Source organism: Fontibacillus phaseoli (assembly GCF_003337355.1).
Taxonomy (GTDB): Bacteria; Bacillota; Bacilli; order Paenibacillales; family Paenibacillaceae; genus Fontibacillus; species Fontibacillus phaseoli.
In genome coordinates this window covers 228,991-245,588 of record NZ_QPJW01000002.1, presented here as the reverse complement: position 1 = coordinate 245,588, position 16,598 = coordinate 228,991, and the positions used below count along the sequence as shown (strand labels likewise).

Annotated in this window: 16 protein-coding genes; 14 read left to right on the top strand and 2 right to left on the bottom strand. The window is 42.1% G+C overall.

Going from position 1 to position 16,598, the window contains the following annotated elements; translation table 11 throughout:
- The first annotated feature begins 42 nt into the window (after positions 1–42).
- The 3 genes from DFP94_RS08540 to DFP94_RS08530 all read left to right on the top strand — a co-directional run bounded on the left by DFP94_RS08540 (position 43) and on the right by DFP94_RS08530 (position 1,460).
- On the top strand, positions 43–246 hold the full coding sequence (locus tag DFP94_RS08540) for a zinc ribbon domain-containing protein (RefSeq protein WP_114496051.1): 204 nt from the start codon (positions 43–45) through the stop codon (positions 244–246).
- A gap of 35 nt (positions 247–281) precedes the next feature.
- Positions 282–659 (top strand): hypothetical protein, encoded by a 378-nt coding sequence (locus DFP94_RS08535; RefSeq protein ID WP_114496050.1) that lies wholly within the window; start codon positions 282–284, stop codon positions 657–659.
- 231 nt (positions 660–890) lie between these two features.
- Entirely contained in the window at positions 891–1,460 is a 570-nt protein-coding gene (locus DFP94_RS08530) for a GNAT family N-acetyltransferase (RefSeq protein ID WP_114496049.1), read from the top strand.
- A 170-nt stretch (positions 1,461–1,630) separates the two neighbouring features.
- Here DFP94_RS08530 and DFP94_RS08525 read toward each other — a convergent pair whose 3' ends face one another.
- Positions 1,631–2,011 (bottom strand): YmaF family protein, encoded by a 381-nt coding sequence (locus DFP94_RS08525; RefSeq protein ID WP_114496048.1) that lies wholly within the window; start codon positions 2,009–2,011, stop codon positions 1,631–1,633.
- Between the two features lie 359 nt (positions 2,012–2,370).
- Between DFP94_RS08525 and DFP94_RS08515 the strand changes: the two genes are divergently transcribed.
- The 7 genes from DFP94_RS08515 (at position 2,371) to helD (ending at position 10,532) form a co-directional block, all read left to right on the top strand.
- Positions 2,371–3,483, top strand: coding sequence for a glycosyltransferase family 4 protein (locus tag DFP94_RS08515; RefSeq protein WP_114496046.1), 1,113 nt, complete (start codon positions 2,371–2,373; stop codon positions 3,481–3,483).
- Positions 3,484–3,825: 342 nt separating this feature from the next.
- A complete protein-coding gene (locus DFP94_RS08510; protein ID WP_114496045.1) occupies positions 3,826–4,455 on the top strand; it encodes a pyridoxamine 5'-phosphate oxidase family protein in 630 nt (209 codons plus the stop codon).
- A 124-nt stretch (positions 4,456–4,579) separates the two neighbouring features.
- Positions 4,580–5,374 (top strand): CPBP family intramembrane glutamic endopeptidase, encoded by a 795-nt coding sequence (locus DFP94_RS08505; protein ID WP_114496044.1) that lies wholly within the window; start codon positions 4,580–4,582, stop codon positions 5,372–5,374.
- Between the two features lie 835 nt (positions 5,375–6,209).
- The gene (locus tag DFP94_RS08500) at positions 6,210–6,992 is read left to right on the top strand and encodes an alpha/beta fold hydrolase (RefSeq protein WP_114496043.1); all 783 of its coding nucleotides are present in this window, start codon (positions 6,210–6,212) and stop codon (positions 6,990–6,992) included.
- Positions 6,989–7,339 (top strand): avidin-fold protein, encoded by a 351-nt coding sequence (locus tag DFP94_RS08495; protein WP_114496042.1) that lies wholly within the window; start codon positions 6,989–6,991, stop codon positions 7,337–7,339. Before DFP94_RS08500 ends, DFP94_RS08495 begins: the two co-directional genes overlap by 4 nt.
- A 177-nt stretch (positions 7,340–7,516) precedes the next feature.
- Complete coding sequence (locus DFP94_RS08490) at positions 7,517–7,978, top strand: hypothetical protein (RefSeq protein ID WP_114496041.1); 462 nt, start codon at positions 7,517–7,519, stop codon at positions 7,976–7,978.
- 205 nt (positions 7,979–8,183) lie between these two features.
- Positions 8,184–10,532 (top strand): RNA polymerase recycling motor HelD, encoded by a 2,349-nt coding sequence (gene helD / locus DFP94_RS08485; protein WP_114496040.1) that lies wholly within the window; start codon positions 8,184–8,186, stop codon positions 10,530–10,532.
- A gap of 154 nt (positions 10,533–10,686) precedes the next feature.
- Here the strand turns inward: helD and DFP94_RS26395 are convergent, their stop codons facing one another.
- Complete coding sequence (locus DFP94_RS26395; RefSeq protein ID WP_114496039.1) at positions 10,687–11,061, bottom strand: hypothetical protein; 375 nt, start codon at positions 11,059–11,061, stop codon at positions 10,687–10,689.
- A 429-nt stretch (positions 11,062–11,490) separates the two neighbouring features.
- On the opposite strand from DFP94_RS26395, the gene DFP94_RS08475 reads away from it, so the two are divergent.
- From DFP94_RS08475 to DFP94_RS08460, 4 genes are all read left to right on the top strand, one after another.
- A complete protein-coding gene (locus tag DFP94_RS08475) occupies positions 11,491–12,165 on the top strand; it encodes a response regulator transcription factor (protein WP_114496038.1) in 675 nt (224 codons plus the stop codon).
- The gene (locus DFP94_RS08470; protein WP_114496037.1) at positions 12,153–13,313 is read left to right on the top strand and encodes a HAMP domain-containing sensor histidine kinase; all 1,161 of its coding nucleotides are present in this window, start codon (positions 12,153–12,155) and stop codon (positions 13,311–13,313) included. Before DFP94_RS08475 ends, DFP94_RS08470 begins: the two co-directional genes overlap by 13 nt.
- 62 nt (positions 13,314–13,375) lie before the next feature.
- Complete coding sequence (locus DFP94_RS08465) at positions 13,376–14,050, top strand: ABC transporter ATP-binding protein (RefSeq protein WP_114496036.1); 675 nt, start codon at positions 13,376–13,378, stop codon at positions 14,048–14,050.
- Positions 14,047–16,527, top strand: coding sequence for an ABC transporter permease (locus DFP94_RS08460; RefSeq protein WP_114496035.1), 2,481 nt, complete (start codon positions 14,047–14,049; stop codon positions 16,525–16,527). Before DFP94_RS08465 ends, DFP94_RS08460 begins: the two co-directional genes overlap by 4 nt.
- The last annotated feature ends 71 nt before the right edge of the window (positions 16,528–16,598 follow it).

Genomic DNA, 16,598 nt, shown 5'->3' with positions numbered 1-16,598 from the left:
TCTTACGTATTAGAAATCATCATGTACAGGGAGTGAAAGATGATGAGTGATAAAGGATGCATCAAATGCGGGAGCAGGGACGCAAAAACAAAAGAAGTCGCCATGACGGGCACGGGCCTATCCAAAATGTTCGATATTCAGCACAATCAATTTATCGTTGTGTACTGCGGGAATTGCGGATACTCGGAGTTCTACAATAAACAATCGTCGGCGGGATCGAACATTCTTGATTTATTCTTTGGATAACCCCAAATAGAGGCAGCCACTGACCCTAGGGTGCATTGGCTGCCCTTTTATTTTGGAAGCGTAACGAGTCCATAAGACAGGATTACAGGGAAAAAGGCCATTGCCTGAACGGAACGTACTGGTGCGGGAGCAGCCCTTTAATTATCGTAGATCGTGTAAGCCGGGATAGAATTGAACAGGTTGTTGATGAACTGATTCAAGATCAATCTTTTCAATACGTATTCGAGTATTTGGGTGCAGTGGATGAAAGGGATTTGGCAGTCCATCAATACCCGGAAGGTTTTTTTGAGGAGAGCGCCAAGATCGACCCTTCCTATGTTTCTTTATTTGCCGCAAAACTATATCAAATGTTGGATCAATGCAGTCCGGAGCTAAAAGAGAAGATCTTGAAGGAATTGTCCGGCAACTCTTAATACGTCCAAAGGAGCTTAATCCTAACGCCATGGTACCTGTGGTCCGGGGAAAAAAGAATTATAACCGAGGATGACATATACTCCTTCAATAGTCGGATGTATAATCCGTGGAAGAAGCCAAGATTTGGAAAGGAGTGATCGGGGTGATGACACGGAACGAGTTGTTTCTAGAAGGCGGTTATTCAATGGTCAAGCAACAAATGCGCAGAGAATATAGCTGGAGGGATTTCCATGAAGGATAATAATTTCGATAATTATTTCTGGCAGGATGGGGTAGTTCGTCTGCGGGCTGTGCAACCCGAGGACTGGGAAGAACATTATAACAATCGTTTTGACACCCCCGCACGCAGGTTGCTTGATTATGTAGTGGAACTGCCTCCCACGATCGCTGAAGCCAAAAGTTTTGCCGAAGAATTTGCGGATTTTTCCAAGAGTAACGAGAGAATCATGTTTACCATTGAAACTTTAAATGGCGAAAATCTGGGTGGAATTAATCTTTGCGGTATTGACGAGAGAAACGGGACCTTTGGCATTGGCATACAGATCAATCGAGATCACCGGGGTAAAGGTCATGGCACCAGAGCTATGAGAATTCTATTAAGATACGCCTATTTCGAGCGCAGACTGAATAAGTTCAATGTCTCCGTGCTTGAAGGAAACGATGCCTCGGCGATGATGATGAAGAAATTAGGCTGTGTTCAAGAAGGGATTCGCCGAGAAATCGTTTATTCCAACGGCCGATATCACAATGAAATTCTCTTTGGCATGACCAAAGAAGAATTTGAACAATTGGAAGGTTAGTTAAATTTAATGTCCAATAAACCCGCTGCAAACAAGGAAGCCAATGAGAAGCTGCTGGAGACTAGCGGGATGACCCGAATCCCGTTTTGATCAAAGTCAAGGGGATATTGAATCGGACGGTTGATCTGAATTAGCAGAACGTTCGCTTACACAGGAAAACACTTTAATTCTTAATCCTCTTTCCCGGTTCTTCCCTGATATGCATGCGCATGCGGAATTCTACCGTTTACTGTAGTGATGCCTTCAAAATAGTGAAAATGATCTCCCCCAGGCAGAGGAATCGCATTTCCAGTGGTACCCCTTATTAGGTGCGTGTGGCCGTCATTGAACGTAGTTTCAGTTATATACTCGTGAACATGCGGCACACCGGATGGCGCCGGCTCAGTAACTCCTGCGTATTTATGTGCGTGACCAACATCAAAGGAAGTAACGCCTGAAAATGAATGAACATGAACAGGTCTTCCGTTCCATGAGGTGATATACAGCTTATGCGAATGCTGACCGTCAGAATTACCTGAACAATGGACAAAACCCGTAATTGGAATTTCCATAAGCATCTCCTTAACTAAACTAAGTTAATTTAGATTATGGAATATGCCGGTATTCTGTTATGGGCAAACGCACATTTGGATTCATTTATTTAGGTGGGTGCCCATCGCTTTTGTTGTGCACTCGCATATCCTATTGCAACACTTTTTGTAAATGGAGTTGAACGTATGCCTGTCAAGGGAAAGGTTGAATCAAGCAGGACCCAAATAAATGTACTAATTCCAGTCATTGAGAAGGATCTGGAGACGCTTCCGTATGTTATAGATGGCATTAGAAAATACGTGCAGCATCCCATTGAATACGGATCGCTCTCGTTCCATGAACGGAACGGCTATGTCAGAAAAACAGGAGTGAGCAGCAGGTGACATCCTCCTATCAGGTCGTTTGGAAAGGGCCTGTCAACAGGCGCTCGGGTCTTGGAATTGCCAGCAGGGGATATGTGAGGGCGTTGAGAGCACAAGGGGTGAACGTTACGCTCAGGGAACAAAACACTCACTTCCCGAAGAATCGAAAGGTTCTAATCTATCATCACTCACCCAGTACGCTTAACATTGAGAAGGAAAGACAACGTTACGGGAAAATAATTATAAACACGGTTTGGGAGACGACTCGTATCCCGCAAAGGTGGATCAGGCCAATCAATCAAGCGGATGCCGTATGTGTGCCTTCTCTTCAGAATAAGCAAGCTATGCTTAATAGCGGAATTAAAGTTCCCATTTATATTGTTCCGCATGGTGTGCATTCGCAAATGTATAAACCCACTAAGAAGAGAATGCCTTCTAAAATTTCAAAAGAGAAATTCACCTTTATTTCAATATTCGGATTTCAACACCGCAAAAATCCCGAAGCTCTATTGAGGGCTTATTGGGAGGAATTTTCCTCAGCGGATAATGTACGACTAATCATCAAAACAAATGGATATTCGTCCAACGAGAATGAACAATGGATACGTAGGCAAATACATGCCTATAAAGCGATACTGAACATTAGCAAAAATACAGCCCCAATCGAGATATCGACCCGTTATTTAACTACTAAGTCTCTTAGAAGCATTTATGCCAAGGGGCATGCTTTTGTTCTTCCCACGCGAGGTGAAGGAGTCGGCTTGCCGTTATTAGAATCGCTTGCCAGTGGCGTTCCTGTCATTACAACAGGTTGGGGAGGACACATGGACTATCTCACAGAACGTAGTTCTTTCCTAGTAAAATATAAATTGCGTCCTCCTACTGTCAGCCTGAATCGTAAATCTTCCATATCGCACAAATTTCGCAGCTTGTTCTCGGAAAAGGGCCAGCTGTGGGCTGAGGCGGATCTGGGAAACTTAAAACGACAGATGAGAAGAGCTTATGAAAATCCTCAACTATGTCTGATGAAAGGACAGCGCGGTCGTAAAGATGTACTTAGCCTTTCTTGGAACCGTGCAGGTTCCTCTTTAAAGAGGGTGATTGAAGAGGTAATCAGGAAGAGGAAGTAATAATACCTTATTCATGCATCGTGACTATCACCCTTTAGTTGTTTTGGATGTATAATCATGGAAGAAGATAAGACAACAAACAACCCAGCCTAAGATAGAAGCTATATAAGGCTGGGTCGTTTCGTGAATGCAGAGAATATTGGGTGGAAATATGCAGAAGTACGATTCATTTGGAAGCTGATTTAAGAGCATTCTATGATCAAGAGGCAAAATCTTGGCTTCCAACTCCTAAAAACGTGGACTATTTTAAATTAAATGTAGTTATTAATTGGAGAGTTCAAGTATCATTGGATATAAAGGAACTTGTGCAGGGTTACAATAAATAGGATTGGAGCGAATTGGATGCTCGATTTTGATGATATTGTTAAGTCGGAGGATGAGATCAGGGAATTAATTGGATATCCAAGTGAGCTTGTAAAAAATAAAGTCATTCATTATTTGGACTCTCATTGTAAGGAATTTATTTCTCTTTCTCCATTGTTGTTTATATCTTCGTCAGATGACCTAGGATTTTGCGATGTTTCTCCACGCGGAGATGAGCCGGGATTTGTATATATTTTGGATGATAAGAGAATGGTTATTCCTGAAAGGCCTGGCAATCGAAGAATCGACACTATGAGAAATATATTAAAAAATCCAAGAGTAGGTTTGATTTTTGTGATACCAGGACTTGAAGAGACTTTAAGAATAAATGGGAGGGCACAGATAATAAAAGGAAAACAGCTATTAAATCATATGCAAGTCAAGGGGAAGACACCTTTGCTTGGATTAGGCATTATTATTGAAGAATGTTATGTTCATTGTGCTAAGGCATTTAAAAGATCGAGTTTGTGGGATCCGGATTCCTGGATAGACAAAAAGGAGTTACCCAATATAGCTCAAATGATATCAAAACATGCCAAGCAATTAGGATTATCAGAAGATCAAGTATCAAGTGCATTGCAAGAGAGTTATACAAAGAGGCTATATTAGTAAGCGATTCGATGGAGTCACCGATATAATGTAATATCGCATTCTCGCATCGGGGCATTTCGTGAAAATAAGAACGCCAGGAGATTCCTGGAGAACCTAATTTAATGTATAAGGAGAAAACCTTTTGTCACTTTTGCATAAGTTTATTCTAAAATATTCATCCGTGCTTGCATTTATAGCAACTGTTATCTTAATTCAAGTTTTACCTTGGTTCCTTGGACTATTGTTAGGGATATTACTTTTGATTCTATATTTGAATAAAACACTCGATACTAAGGATATTTATCTTACGAGTATTCTCTACATAATTGGCTATGGGTTTTCAGTTTTTTTGCGATCTTTTGTTTATGATTGGAACCTATCTACTGAATGGAGCATAATCTTATCAAGATTTAGTCTTTTGGGATTCATCCTGCCGTTTTTCATAATGAATATAATAAAGAAACCGAAAACAAGTTTTCTGTCGATGGGATCCTTTAGAAACACAATCTATTTTCCTTTTATCTGGAGTGGAGTGCTGAAGGACCCCATATGGAGACTTTTGGTTATATTCTCAATTATAATTATTTCTTCTTTTGGTTTTATTATAGATTTTAAACAATCGGACATTGTTTTATTGCTTCTGTACGCAGTAACATTTTCAATAGTCAATTCAATATTAGAGGAAATATTATGGCGAGGCTATATACTCAGCAGAATAGTAAGCGATTTAAGTGAGAAGTTCGGACTTGTTATTACCAGTATAGGATTTGGATTTTATCATTATTCTCTTGGAATACCATGGTTTATCTGTGCGATTTTTTCAGTATTTGGAGTGTTTATGGGCGGAGTTGCGATAAGGTCCCAGGGTTTATTGCCCGTTACGATCATGCATTTTTTATTGAATATTTTATTTGTATTCATTGGAATAATCTTTTAACCGCAAAGACTCATTAAGCCTTTTGGGCTCGTGAATGCGGGAACGGGAATGATACGACTAAATTGAGCACAATACTTAAAGCACGGTAGATTTTTTTTAGTATTTCAGAGATGATATAACACCGCATTTACGCCGGGACTGGCGGCCCTAAGTCTGCGAAGCCTTTCGTAGTAAGCGGAAGGAAAGTTTGAGTTTTTAGGGAGAGAATTATGTAGAGATGTCGAATAAATCAGGGCGAAAATTACTTCTAGATGTTATTAATTGATACCCTTTATTTTTGGAGTTAGAACAAAACGGCTTTAAAGAATATTGGGAAGCGGAAAGACTTCCAATGATTGATGAAAGGATAGATGAAATAAAACAATTCACTTCAAGATTTGATCTTAATTCTGAAATATCAAGAATGCTAGGATCAACCCATAATCTCCAGGAAATAACTTTATACCCTAGGTTCTTTTGTTTCACCACATGGTATTAAGTTATGTGGTCTCCGGTACATTTCTGATATCGCCTTCACTAAAGAAACCACTTTAAATATTGCGATTCATGAAATGTTTCATCCTCCATACAACACGGATGAGTTACAAGATGAAATAAGCAGAATCAGCAATGATATCTTAATCATGCAAGCTTTTTGAACCAAGATCCAAGTTCCGGATATCAAACGGTGGAAGGGTTTATTGAGGAAAATGTTGTTGAAGCAATGGCTTTGTATGTGTGCAACAAAATGGGATTGGAGAAAACAACCAGACTCTATATTTTAAGATCGGACCTGAACTGGTAAAATCTATTGATTTTACTTTGCGCTAGTATGGTGTTTAAAGGGGGGATTTTAGTGAAGTTATCTTATAAAGAGTCGGGAAATCCGGAAGCTTCTCTTATTGTTTTCCTCCATGGGGGCGGGGTAAGCGGTTGGATGTGGGAGAAACAAGTCGAGTACTTTCATGATTACCACTGTTTAGTTCCTGACCTGCCTGGCCATGGCTTGAGTCCCAGCCCGGACTTCACTATCAAGGATAGTGCCGAAGATATATTCGGTCTGATTCAAACTAAGGCGCAAGGTAAAAAAGTTATTCTAATCGGATTTTCTTTGGGTGCACAAGTAGCCATTAAATTACTAAGCATGAAGCCGGAGATAGCGGATTATTCAATAATAAATAGTGCACTTGTCAGACCTATTCCATGGGCCAATAAAATTATTAAACCTATGGTCCGGTTAACTTACAGGCTGACAAAAAATCGAACTTTTTCGAAGCTTCAAGCAAAGCAGTTATATATTGGAGCACCATACTTTGAGACGTACTATAAGGAAACTTGTAATATGGATTTTAACACCCTCATTAAGATTCTTGAAGAAAACATGTCTTTTAGTATACCGGCAGAATTCAGGATGTCTAAATCTAAAATTCTAATAACCGTTGGTGATAAAGAGAAAAAAATAATGAAGAAATCTGCGCTAGACATATTAGGAAAAACCTCAAATGGTAAAGCTGTTTTCATACCGAAGATGGGGCACGGGGTTTCCCTTGCCGAACCTGAGTTTTTTAACAAGATGGTTGATGCTTGGATAAATGACAAAGAACTACCAAGTAGGCTTACCCTTAAAGGAGTTGAATGATTATAAATTCTATAAATTACAACGGCAGGATTTTCAGAACCGTCAATAATACGGACAACGGAGAAGTGAACCGGGAGACTATTTTTAAGTATTTTCAGAACGATAATACGGTTTGGGCTGATTATTCGGGAGGCGGAATAATATCCGGACATCTAATCGCGCTAGTTGATACTAATGGCTGTCTGGATATGAGATATCATCATATCAATGATAAGAATGAAATCATGACCGGTGTGTGCAAGTCGAAGCCGGAGATCTTGGAGGACGGGAAAATAAGGATGCATGAAGAATGGGAATGGACTTGCAAAGATCGGTCGAAGGGGAAATCTATAGTTGAAGAAATATAAGAAAAACTAGATTGTTTATTATTTATGGATTATTTATCTTACTTGGTCTTTACGCTTTATATGTATTAATTAAGTTACTAATTCGTGGAATAGAAGCTCTATCTATATATAGATGAAAAGAGAAATAGAAGATTATAAATAACGAGGAGGTTCAATTCAATTACGGAGAACCCGTATATGAAAGCGAGATGTTCTATGAGAAAAATGTTGGTACTGATTTGTAGCATAGCACTCGTATTATCGACGGTTAGTGGTTGTGGCAGAAGTGAGGAGACAAGGGCGGACAACAATGAAGACACCTTAATCCCCTTTGAAGACATTGAAACTAAGTTCGAGAATTTAAAGTCAGGATATTTACAAATTGACCAAGATAAAGTGTCTTTTCAAGAAGTTGTTTTTGAATATGACGACAAAGCAATCATACAAGTAAAAGAATATATCGATCAAGATTTTGTTGAATATGATTTATCAAATGAACTGGAAATATACTTAATAGAATTTGATGAGTTTACAACGAAATATAAGAATGTAGACTATGAGTTTTTCAGTACAAACTTTACGGAGTTCTCATCAAAACCGTTCTATGTTGAGATCATCAATAGCAAATTATCGGCAATAGTTGAGAGATACGTTCCGTAATAATAAGCCCCGTCAATCGCCCTGGATCGCAGCGGAGACGGGGTTTGTGTATGTCTAGGGGTATTGATAAACGAAAAAAAGCGTGCTATAGTGAAATAGCATGCGTACAAATAATTAGAAATTGGTTATAACTTTCCTAATTTTATTGTACAAAAAAAACCAGCTTCAGTCAACCCCTATTTTTTTGAAAAAAGGAGTGCTTACGATGGCCAAGGAACTTCGTCAGGAGCAGGAGCGTTTGAATCATGTCATGGAGATCCTCGCCGAGCAAATCGGCAAGGTGGAGGAAGATGCCGCGCGGCAACGGAAAGAGGTCGTCGATATCCGCAAGTATTTTTGGGAGGACGTTACGGTCAATCAGGACAATTTCGACGATTTGCTTGAAACGATTATCAGCTTGCGACAACAGGCTGAGGTCCTGTCGCTGAGTCAAAGCAGCCACCGCCAATCTTCCAAACGCTTGACATCGCTGCGCCGTATGCAGGAGAATCCTTACTTCGGACGGATTGATTTTACTGAAGATGGAGGCCCGGGAGTCGAACGGATTTATATTGGCGTCTCTTCTTTAATGGACCCCGGCGGGGACGACTTTTTAATTTATGATTGGCGGGCGCCGGTATCCAGCATGTATTATGATTATACTCCCGGCCCGGCCGAATATGTGACGCCCGGCGGCAAGATCACCGGGAAACTGAAGCAGAAATGGCAGTATCTCATTCGCCGGGGAGAGATCGAATCGATGTTCGATACCTCCTTGACGATCGGGGACGAGGTATTGCAGCAGGTGCTTGGCCAATCCGCAGACAAACACATGCGCAGTATCGTTGCGACGATCCAGCAGGAGCAAAACCGGATTATCCGGCAGGACAGCGGTCGCCTGCTCATCGTCCAAGGTGCCGCCGGCAGCGGCAAAACCTCCGCGGCTATGCAACGCATCGCCTATTTGCTGTATAAGTACCGGGATCGTCTTACGGCAGATCAGATCATTCTATTTTCACCGAATGCGATGTTTAAATCCTACGTCTCCAACGTGCTGCCCGAGCTTGGGGAGGAGAACATGCAACAAGTGACCTTCCAGGAGTATTTGGATCACAGGTTAAGCGACACGTATGAGGTCGAAGATCCTTACGGACAGCTGGAGTATGTGCTCACGGCCGCAGAAGACCCTGAGTACCGGACCCGGTTGGCTGCGATCCGGATTAAGGCGTCGGTGTCATTTTTCGAATTGATCCAGGCATACCGATCTTCACTGGAACAAGGCGGCATGCGGTTCAAAAGTTTGCAGTTCCGAGGGGAAACGCTGATTTCTGCTGAGGAAATGGCGGAAAAATTCTACGGTGGCGACGCTTCGGTTCGTTTTTCCAGGAGGATTGAGCGGCTGACGGCGTGGCTGAACGAGCGGGTCAAAGAAGTCGAGAAGCTGGAGCGGCACAAGCCGTGGGTACAGGATGCAATTGAGCTCCTCAGCAATGAGCAATATGAACAGGCCTATGCCCGGATTCGGAAAAAGCTAGGCTTGAGTGAAGATTCGGAGGAAGATATCGAAGGGGAGCGCCTAATTGCGGAACTTGAACGGATGATCGTGCGTAAGAAATTAAAGCCGCTGCGCGAAGAGATATCTTCACTTCAGTTCGTCGATCTGGCAGAGGTTTATAAACGGTTATTCGAAGAACCGCAGCATGCAGGATCATGGCTGGAAGGGGAAGTTCCGGAAGCATGGGCGGACATTTGCCGGCTGACGGTGAAAAATCTGGACAAAGACAAGCTGTTATATGAGGATGCGACCCCGTTTTTGTTGTTGACGGAGCTCATTCACGGATTTCAGAGTAATGTTTCGATCCGGCACGTCCTCATCGATGAAGCGCAGGATTATTCGCCGCTCCAGTTCGAGTTCATCAAAAGACTGTTTCCAGTAGCAAAAATAACGGTACTCGGCGATTTTCATCAAGCAGTGTTTGCCCATGCCGCCGAAGCGGTTGACTTTAACGTGCTAACCGGCCTTTACGGGGTAGACCAAACGGAGGCAATCATCTTAAAACGAAGCTATCGGTCGACCAAACCCATCGTGGAATTTACGCGAAGCCTTATTTCCGGGGGCGACCAGATCGAGCCGTTCGAACGGAGCGGAAATAAGCCGGTGCTGACGGTATTGGCAGATCTCGGGACATTACGCCACCGGATAACGAACCAAGTTGCCGAATTAAAGGCCCAGGGTTATACCACGATCGCGATCGTTTGCAAATCCGCGGCGGAGAGCGCGGTCGCATATGAGGCATTGGGCGAGATCGAAGAACTTAAGCTTGTGACGCGCGACTCGATCGAATATAAGCAGGGCGTGGTGGTTATCCCGGCATATCTGGCTAAAGGCATCGAGTTTGACGCAGTCCTCGTATATGATGCATCCATACGCGTTTATGGAGACGAAAGCTTGCGGAGATTGTTTTACACCGCTTGCACCCGGGCCATGCACCATTTGCAGGTGTATAGCATTGGAACGCCGAGCCCGTTGATGGAAGAAGCGATCTCCTTGGGGAGCGTGCTGGTGGAGACGTGAGTGACTGTAATGGTTGTCAGAAGTATAATCAGGGAAGAGGATAAGACGGTAAAAAGCCCCAGCCTAAGATATAAACTATCTAAGCTGGGGCTATTATTCGGGTTCCTAGCTAGTCGGGTTGATTTTCAGAGAAGTGATGACACTCGATTTTAATTTATTGTCTTATATTAAGAATGTCGCTAGGTGGTCTTCCAGTGTTTTGAATTTGAGATATTTCCGAGTTCGTAAGATTGCGGCCAACCAAAATGAACGAAGATGTGACGTTGTTGAAGTTGAAATTGCCCAAGTTAGACACATTTTGACTGCCTCGGAATACACGGAAAGACCCCTGAAAGTTAATTCCCGAAAACAGCACCAGCGTTACTTGAGAGCTTTGCACAACATTTCTGAGTCGGAAGCTTGAAAGTGCGTTGTTAAACCGAAACGCTCCAAGATCTCGAACTGCAACCCCTCCGCGTCTGAAGAGGATCCGACGACCAGAAAAATTAGTACCTGACCAAAGTGCAAGACGTACATCACTGTTTGCCAACTATATCACTCCTTTTTTAAGGTTGATATAGTGTATTGCAGTTTTTAAGAATGGTGTAGACCATTAGAGCATGGTAATAGTTTGATTTTTACGAGTACTAGGATACATGTCGCCGATCCTTCAGCAGGAAGTTCTACTATGCATGGATTTTCAGTGGAATATGGAAATTGGAAAAAGGGCGACAACCACGTTATTCACGGACACATCCACTGGAGCGTAGTAAGTCACATGAGCAAAATCTTCCACAATAATGCCTGGTAAATAAATCAAGTTTCCGCTGTCTATGGCGAATCCGTACAGCAGGCTTCTGATAAATGGGGAATTTCCAGACGTAGGATACATAAGCTCTATGAGGAAAACAGAATTGAGAAAATCTTGAGATTTAATTGAGATAATAAAAACTACTCTGTGGAAGGGGGGGACGTTGATATGAATAAAAAAATTTTACTGGTAGACGATGAAAAAGGTATTGTCACCCTGATGAAGCACTATTTTGAAATGTCAGGTTACTTGGTTTACACTGCTTTCAACGGAAATGAAGCGTTACAAAAAGCTGCGCACAACCCGGATATTATTTTGCTGGATATCAATATGCCTGATATAGATGGCCTTACTGTTTGCCAGCGTATTAGAGAACACATCTCATGCCCGATTTTATTCTTGACTGCTCGTATTGAAACAAGTGACAAGATCAATGGATTTCGTGCAGGCGCAGACGACTATATTGTAAAACCTTTTGACCTTGATGAATTAGGTGCAAGGGTAGCAGCCCATTTAAGACGTGAGAATCGCAGGCAAGAGCATTCAATTGTGCGTTTCTTCGGGGATATGGTGATAGACTACTCAAAGCGGCAGATCACATTAAAGGATTCTGTTGCCGAACTTTCAAAAAAAGAATTTGACATCGTAGAACTTCTATCCACCAATGCAGGACAGGTGTTTGACCGGGAACGGATATACAGTTTCGTATGGGGGCTTGAGGGCGATGGAAACAGCGATACGATTATGGAACATATTCGAAAAATAAGAGCGAAATTTGCTGCACTCTCACTGCACAGTTATATAGAAACCGTTTGGGGGGTGGGCTATAAATGGAATGGTTAAAGAATCGAAGCTTAAGGCAGTCTTTCTTTGTGATTAGCGCACTCTTTCTATGTGTTGGTCTGTTGTTATCTGCTGTTTCTTTTATGGTATGTGTTGAACTCCGAAGCAAGGTTGAAGTATATCCCCAATATGAAATGTCGATAGACGAAAATGACGAGCTTATTTCTTCCTATCATAATGGCACTGTAGGAGACCATCATAACGCAAAATATCTCTTGGTAAATATACTGCAATTTGCACTACCCATTTTCTTTGTTGTCTTATCCTTGATATTGGCTGACATTACGTTTTATCGCATCAAGCTGAAAAAGCCTCTTGCCATTTTACAAAACAGCGCAGAACGGATTCAGCAGCAAGACTTGGATTTTACCGTTGAAAAATATTCGGGTGATGAACTCGGGGCGCTTTGCTCCGCTTTTGAAACAATGCGCTTGGAACTTAAGCATAATAACAAAGAACTTTGGAGGCAAATGGAAGAACGAAAACGGTTAAACGCTGCGTTTTCCCATGATTTAAGAAATCCCGTAACTGTTCTAAAAGGATGCGCTAAATTATTGCAAAAGAATTTAACCGAAGAAAAGCTTGATTGTTCCAGTGTAAAAGAATCGCTCTCTTTGATTACACAGTACACCGCCCGGATAGAGAACTATGTAGAAGCTATGTCCACCGCACAAAAGCTAGAGGACTGGACGTATGCTCCGCAAGCCACCAGTTGGTCGGTGCTTTCAAAAGAACTGGAACAGAGCTTATTATTTTTAAACGGTAAGGCAGAAAAAGAAATTAAGTTTTCCTGCTGTGGAGCAAATGAAGAAATATTTGTTGACCAAGCAATGATTCAAAATGTTTCAGAGAACCTCGTCAACAATGCGCTGCGATATGCCAAAACCGCAGTTTATATAAAACTGTCTTACGATAATGAAAAAATAGCAGTAGGTGTGTCTGATGATGGAAACGGCTTTCCGCCTGTTATTCTTCAAAAAGGAATCAGTCCATTTTTAAGGGATGATAACCGGGACGAACAAGAGCATTTTGGCATGGGACTTTATGTATGCTCTCTGCTTTGCAAAAAGCATGGGGGAAATCTTAAAATAGAAAACACCGAACTCGGAGCGAAAGTGACGGCTTGTTTTCTTGTTTTGAAATCTTGAGAGATACTTGAGATTTATATTTTACACTCTCCCTAAATCAAAAATAAGGGGAGTGTTTTTTTATGATCATTGAAGCCAAAGAGCTCTCAAAGATTTATGGCAGTGGTGAAAATAAGGTTGTTGCCTTGAATGAGGTTGACTTAGTAATTGCGGCAAGTGATTTTATATCCATTATGGGGCCTTCCGGCAGCGGAAAAAGCACATTACTGCATCTGCTCTCGGGACTTGATAAACCCACATCCGGCAGCCTTACCTATGACGGGAAAGAAATTTATAGCTTTAGCGACAAAGAGCTTTCGGCTTTTCGCAGACAAAGCATTGGCTTTGTCTTTCAGCAATTTAATCTGCTCCCTGTTCTGACGGCAAAAGAAAATATCATCATGCCATTGTTGCTTGATAAGAAACAGCCTGATGAAAAATATCTAAAACAGCTTTCTGATTGGCTTGGCATCAGTAACAGATTGACCCACTTACCTCATGAGTTGTCGGGTGGTCAGCAGCAGCGTGTTGCCATTGCTCGTGCCCTGATTGCCCAGCCGGACATTATCTTTGCTGATGAACCAACCGGAAACCTTGACAGTAAAAGCGGCGGCGAAGTAATGGAAATGCTGAAAAACATACAGCGCAAAATGGGAAAAACCCTTGTTATTATCACCCATGATAATCGTATTGCCACGATGGCGGATAGACAGTTTGTCATTGTGGATGGTGTTCTTTCGGAGGTGGCGGCAAGATGAAATCATACCGTTCCCTTGCATTGAAAGAGTTATGGGCGCAAAAAGTCACCTCTGTTTTGATTTTAATTGCAGTTATTCTATCTACCATGATGACAACCGTAATCGGCCAATCCATTGGGATTTTAAATGCCATGCAGCAAAGTCAGGCAATTAACCTTAATGGAAACCGATATGCAACATTTCATCAAATGACCGAAGAACAGGCAAATAAATTATCGGCGGATTCCCGGCTTTCTTACGCAGAAAGAACCCTTTCGATTGGAACTGCGGATATAGCAAACGGTAAAATATCTATTTTACTGCGGGAATATTCGGGAAATGCTCTTTCTGCCTATCCATCGGACGCCAAGCTTGAAAACGGCCGGCTCCCCGAAAAGGCGGGAGAAATCGCTTTACCACAGGATGTTTTGGATATGCTCGGATTTCAAGGCGAACTTGGCGATCCCCTTTCCCTTGACCTTCATATTTCCCTCTTGCGGGATACCGAGGCCGGCTATGAATATGCGAACAACTTTATTCTGACAGGCATTCTTAAGTCGAATTATATTGGTTATGTAAGCGGCACCGTTCTCGGTATTGTCGGTACGGGCACAGCTGAAAAGGTACTTCCCGATAAGTATATGCTGTACTCTGTTGACATTCGTACCACTGACAAAAAGTCATTTCAAAGTGTAGTAGATGATTTAGCTGCACAATATGCCATACCGCAATACTGCATCCAATATAACGATACGATGCTTTCCACGGCAGGAATTCAGTATCGGACAGAATCAACAGTTGAAACCGATTCGGGCTTTTCTTATATGACCTTGGCTGGCATTTTAATTGGTCTGCTTGTTCTGCTTGCTTCCGGGCTGGTGGTTTACAATATTTTGAGAATTGCCGTAACAAAGCGAGTAAAAGAATATGGCATTTTAAGGGCTATCGGTGCAGAAAAAAGCAAGCTTTATCTTCTTGTTTCCTCACAGCTTACTATTTTATGCGGGATGGGCATTCCCATCGGTATTTTGCTTGGGATATTATCAACCAAAGGAATTACAATAGCGGCGAGTAGCTTTTTCAACCCCGACTTATTTCTAGCAAGCTCTGAAACAGAGGTTGCGGCAATGATCGCTGAAAATGCGGGAAGCAAAGCAATTCCACTGCTGATAAGCGTAGGCATTACGCTGTTGTTTGCCTTTATCTCCGCTATACCTGCTGCCCGCTACGCTGCTAAAGTATCCCCTACGATTGCCCTGTTGGGGCAAACGGCCAGCATCAAACGGCGAAACAGGAAAGTCAAACGCATCCGCAATTTTGAAGCTTTTTATGCGCGTATGAACATGAAGCGAAATCGGGGCAGAACAGCAATTACTATCCTCTCTCTTGTTATGAGTATCACGGTATTTGTGGCATTGCAAAGCTTTTCCGGGCTTTTGGATGCCTCTGAAGATATTCAGAGGATGCACCTTGGGGATTATTCCATGAACAGCCAGACCGTTGGATTCTCCGTGAAGGATGTGGTTGCATTGAAAAACAATCCAGGCATTCAGTCAATATCCACCTTGAAATATAGCATGTATCAGCAGGATGAAAATGGAGAACTGAAAGACATACAAACGTCTTTTATTCCACAACCGGGCGAAAGTTTCCAAATTGTCGGCATTGACGAAGTGCGATTGACAGATTTGGTTTCTACGCTTCCCGAATCAGATTTGCAAGCGTTAAAGAACGGTACGGCATGTTTGGTTCAAAATCCAATCCCTATTTTCTTTGAGGGTACAGAAATGAAAAACACCGCCCTATCGGTAGGTGATAATCTTTCTATAAACGGAACTTCTCTGAAAGTTATCGCTCTGCTGGATTCTCCTATAACACTTGAAAATGAGGGATTTATCAACGGAGTTCAGGTTGTAGTATTTGATTCCGTATATGACCAACTTACGGGAAAAAGCCAATATACAGAGCTTTACCCGACGCTTACAGAGGATGCAGATCGTCCTTCCATAGAGCAGGCGATACAAGAGCTCTGCAGTCGAAACGGCGGGACATGGCTTTCTTATGCCAATACAGACCAGCAGCTTAAGGAAAGTTACGAACAAATCAGGTTGCTTGCATGGGGGTTGATCTTGTTTGTTGGTTTTATTGGTATTCTAAATATCATTAACACGGTATACACTAATATTCATACAAGAGTGATAGAAATCGGTGTTCAACGGGCTATTGGTATGAGCGCAGGAAGTCTATATAAAACCTTTCTCTGGGAGGGTGTCTATTACGGCATCATAGCTTCGATAATCGGAGGTATTCTAGGATATATTTGCACGATTTTTGTTAATTCTGCCAGCACAGACATAATACAGCTTGTATCCATGCCTATTATTTCCATTGTGGAAGCGGCTATCCTTTCAATTGTCGCTTGCTTAATAGCAACTTACATTCCGTTAAAAAGGCTTGCTAAGATGAATATTGTGGAGTCAATAGAAACAGTTGAGTAATTCATGTTATAGAATGGCCGCTATATGTAGAAAAATAAGTATGTCTGCAAACAGAGGAGTCATGATGGCGC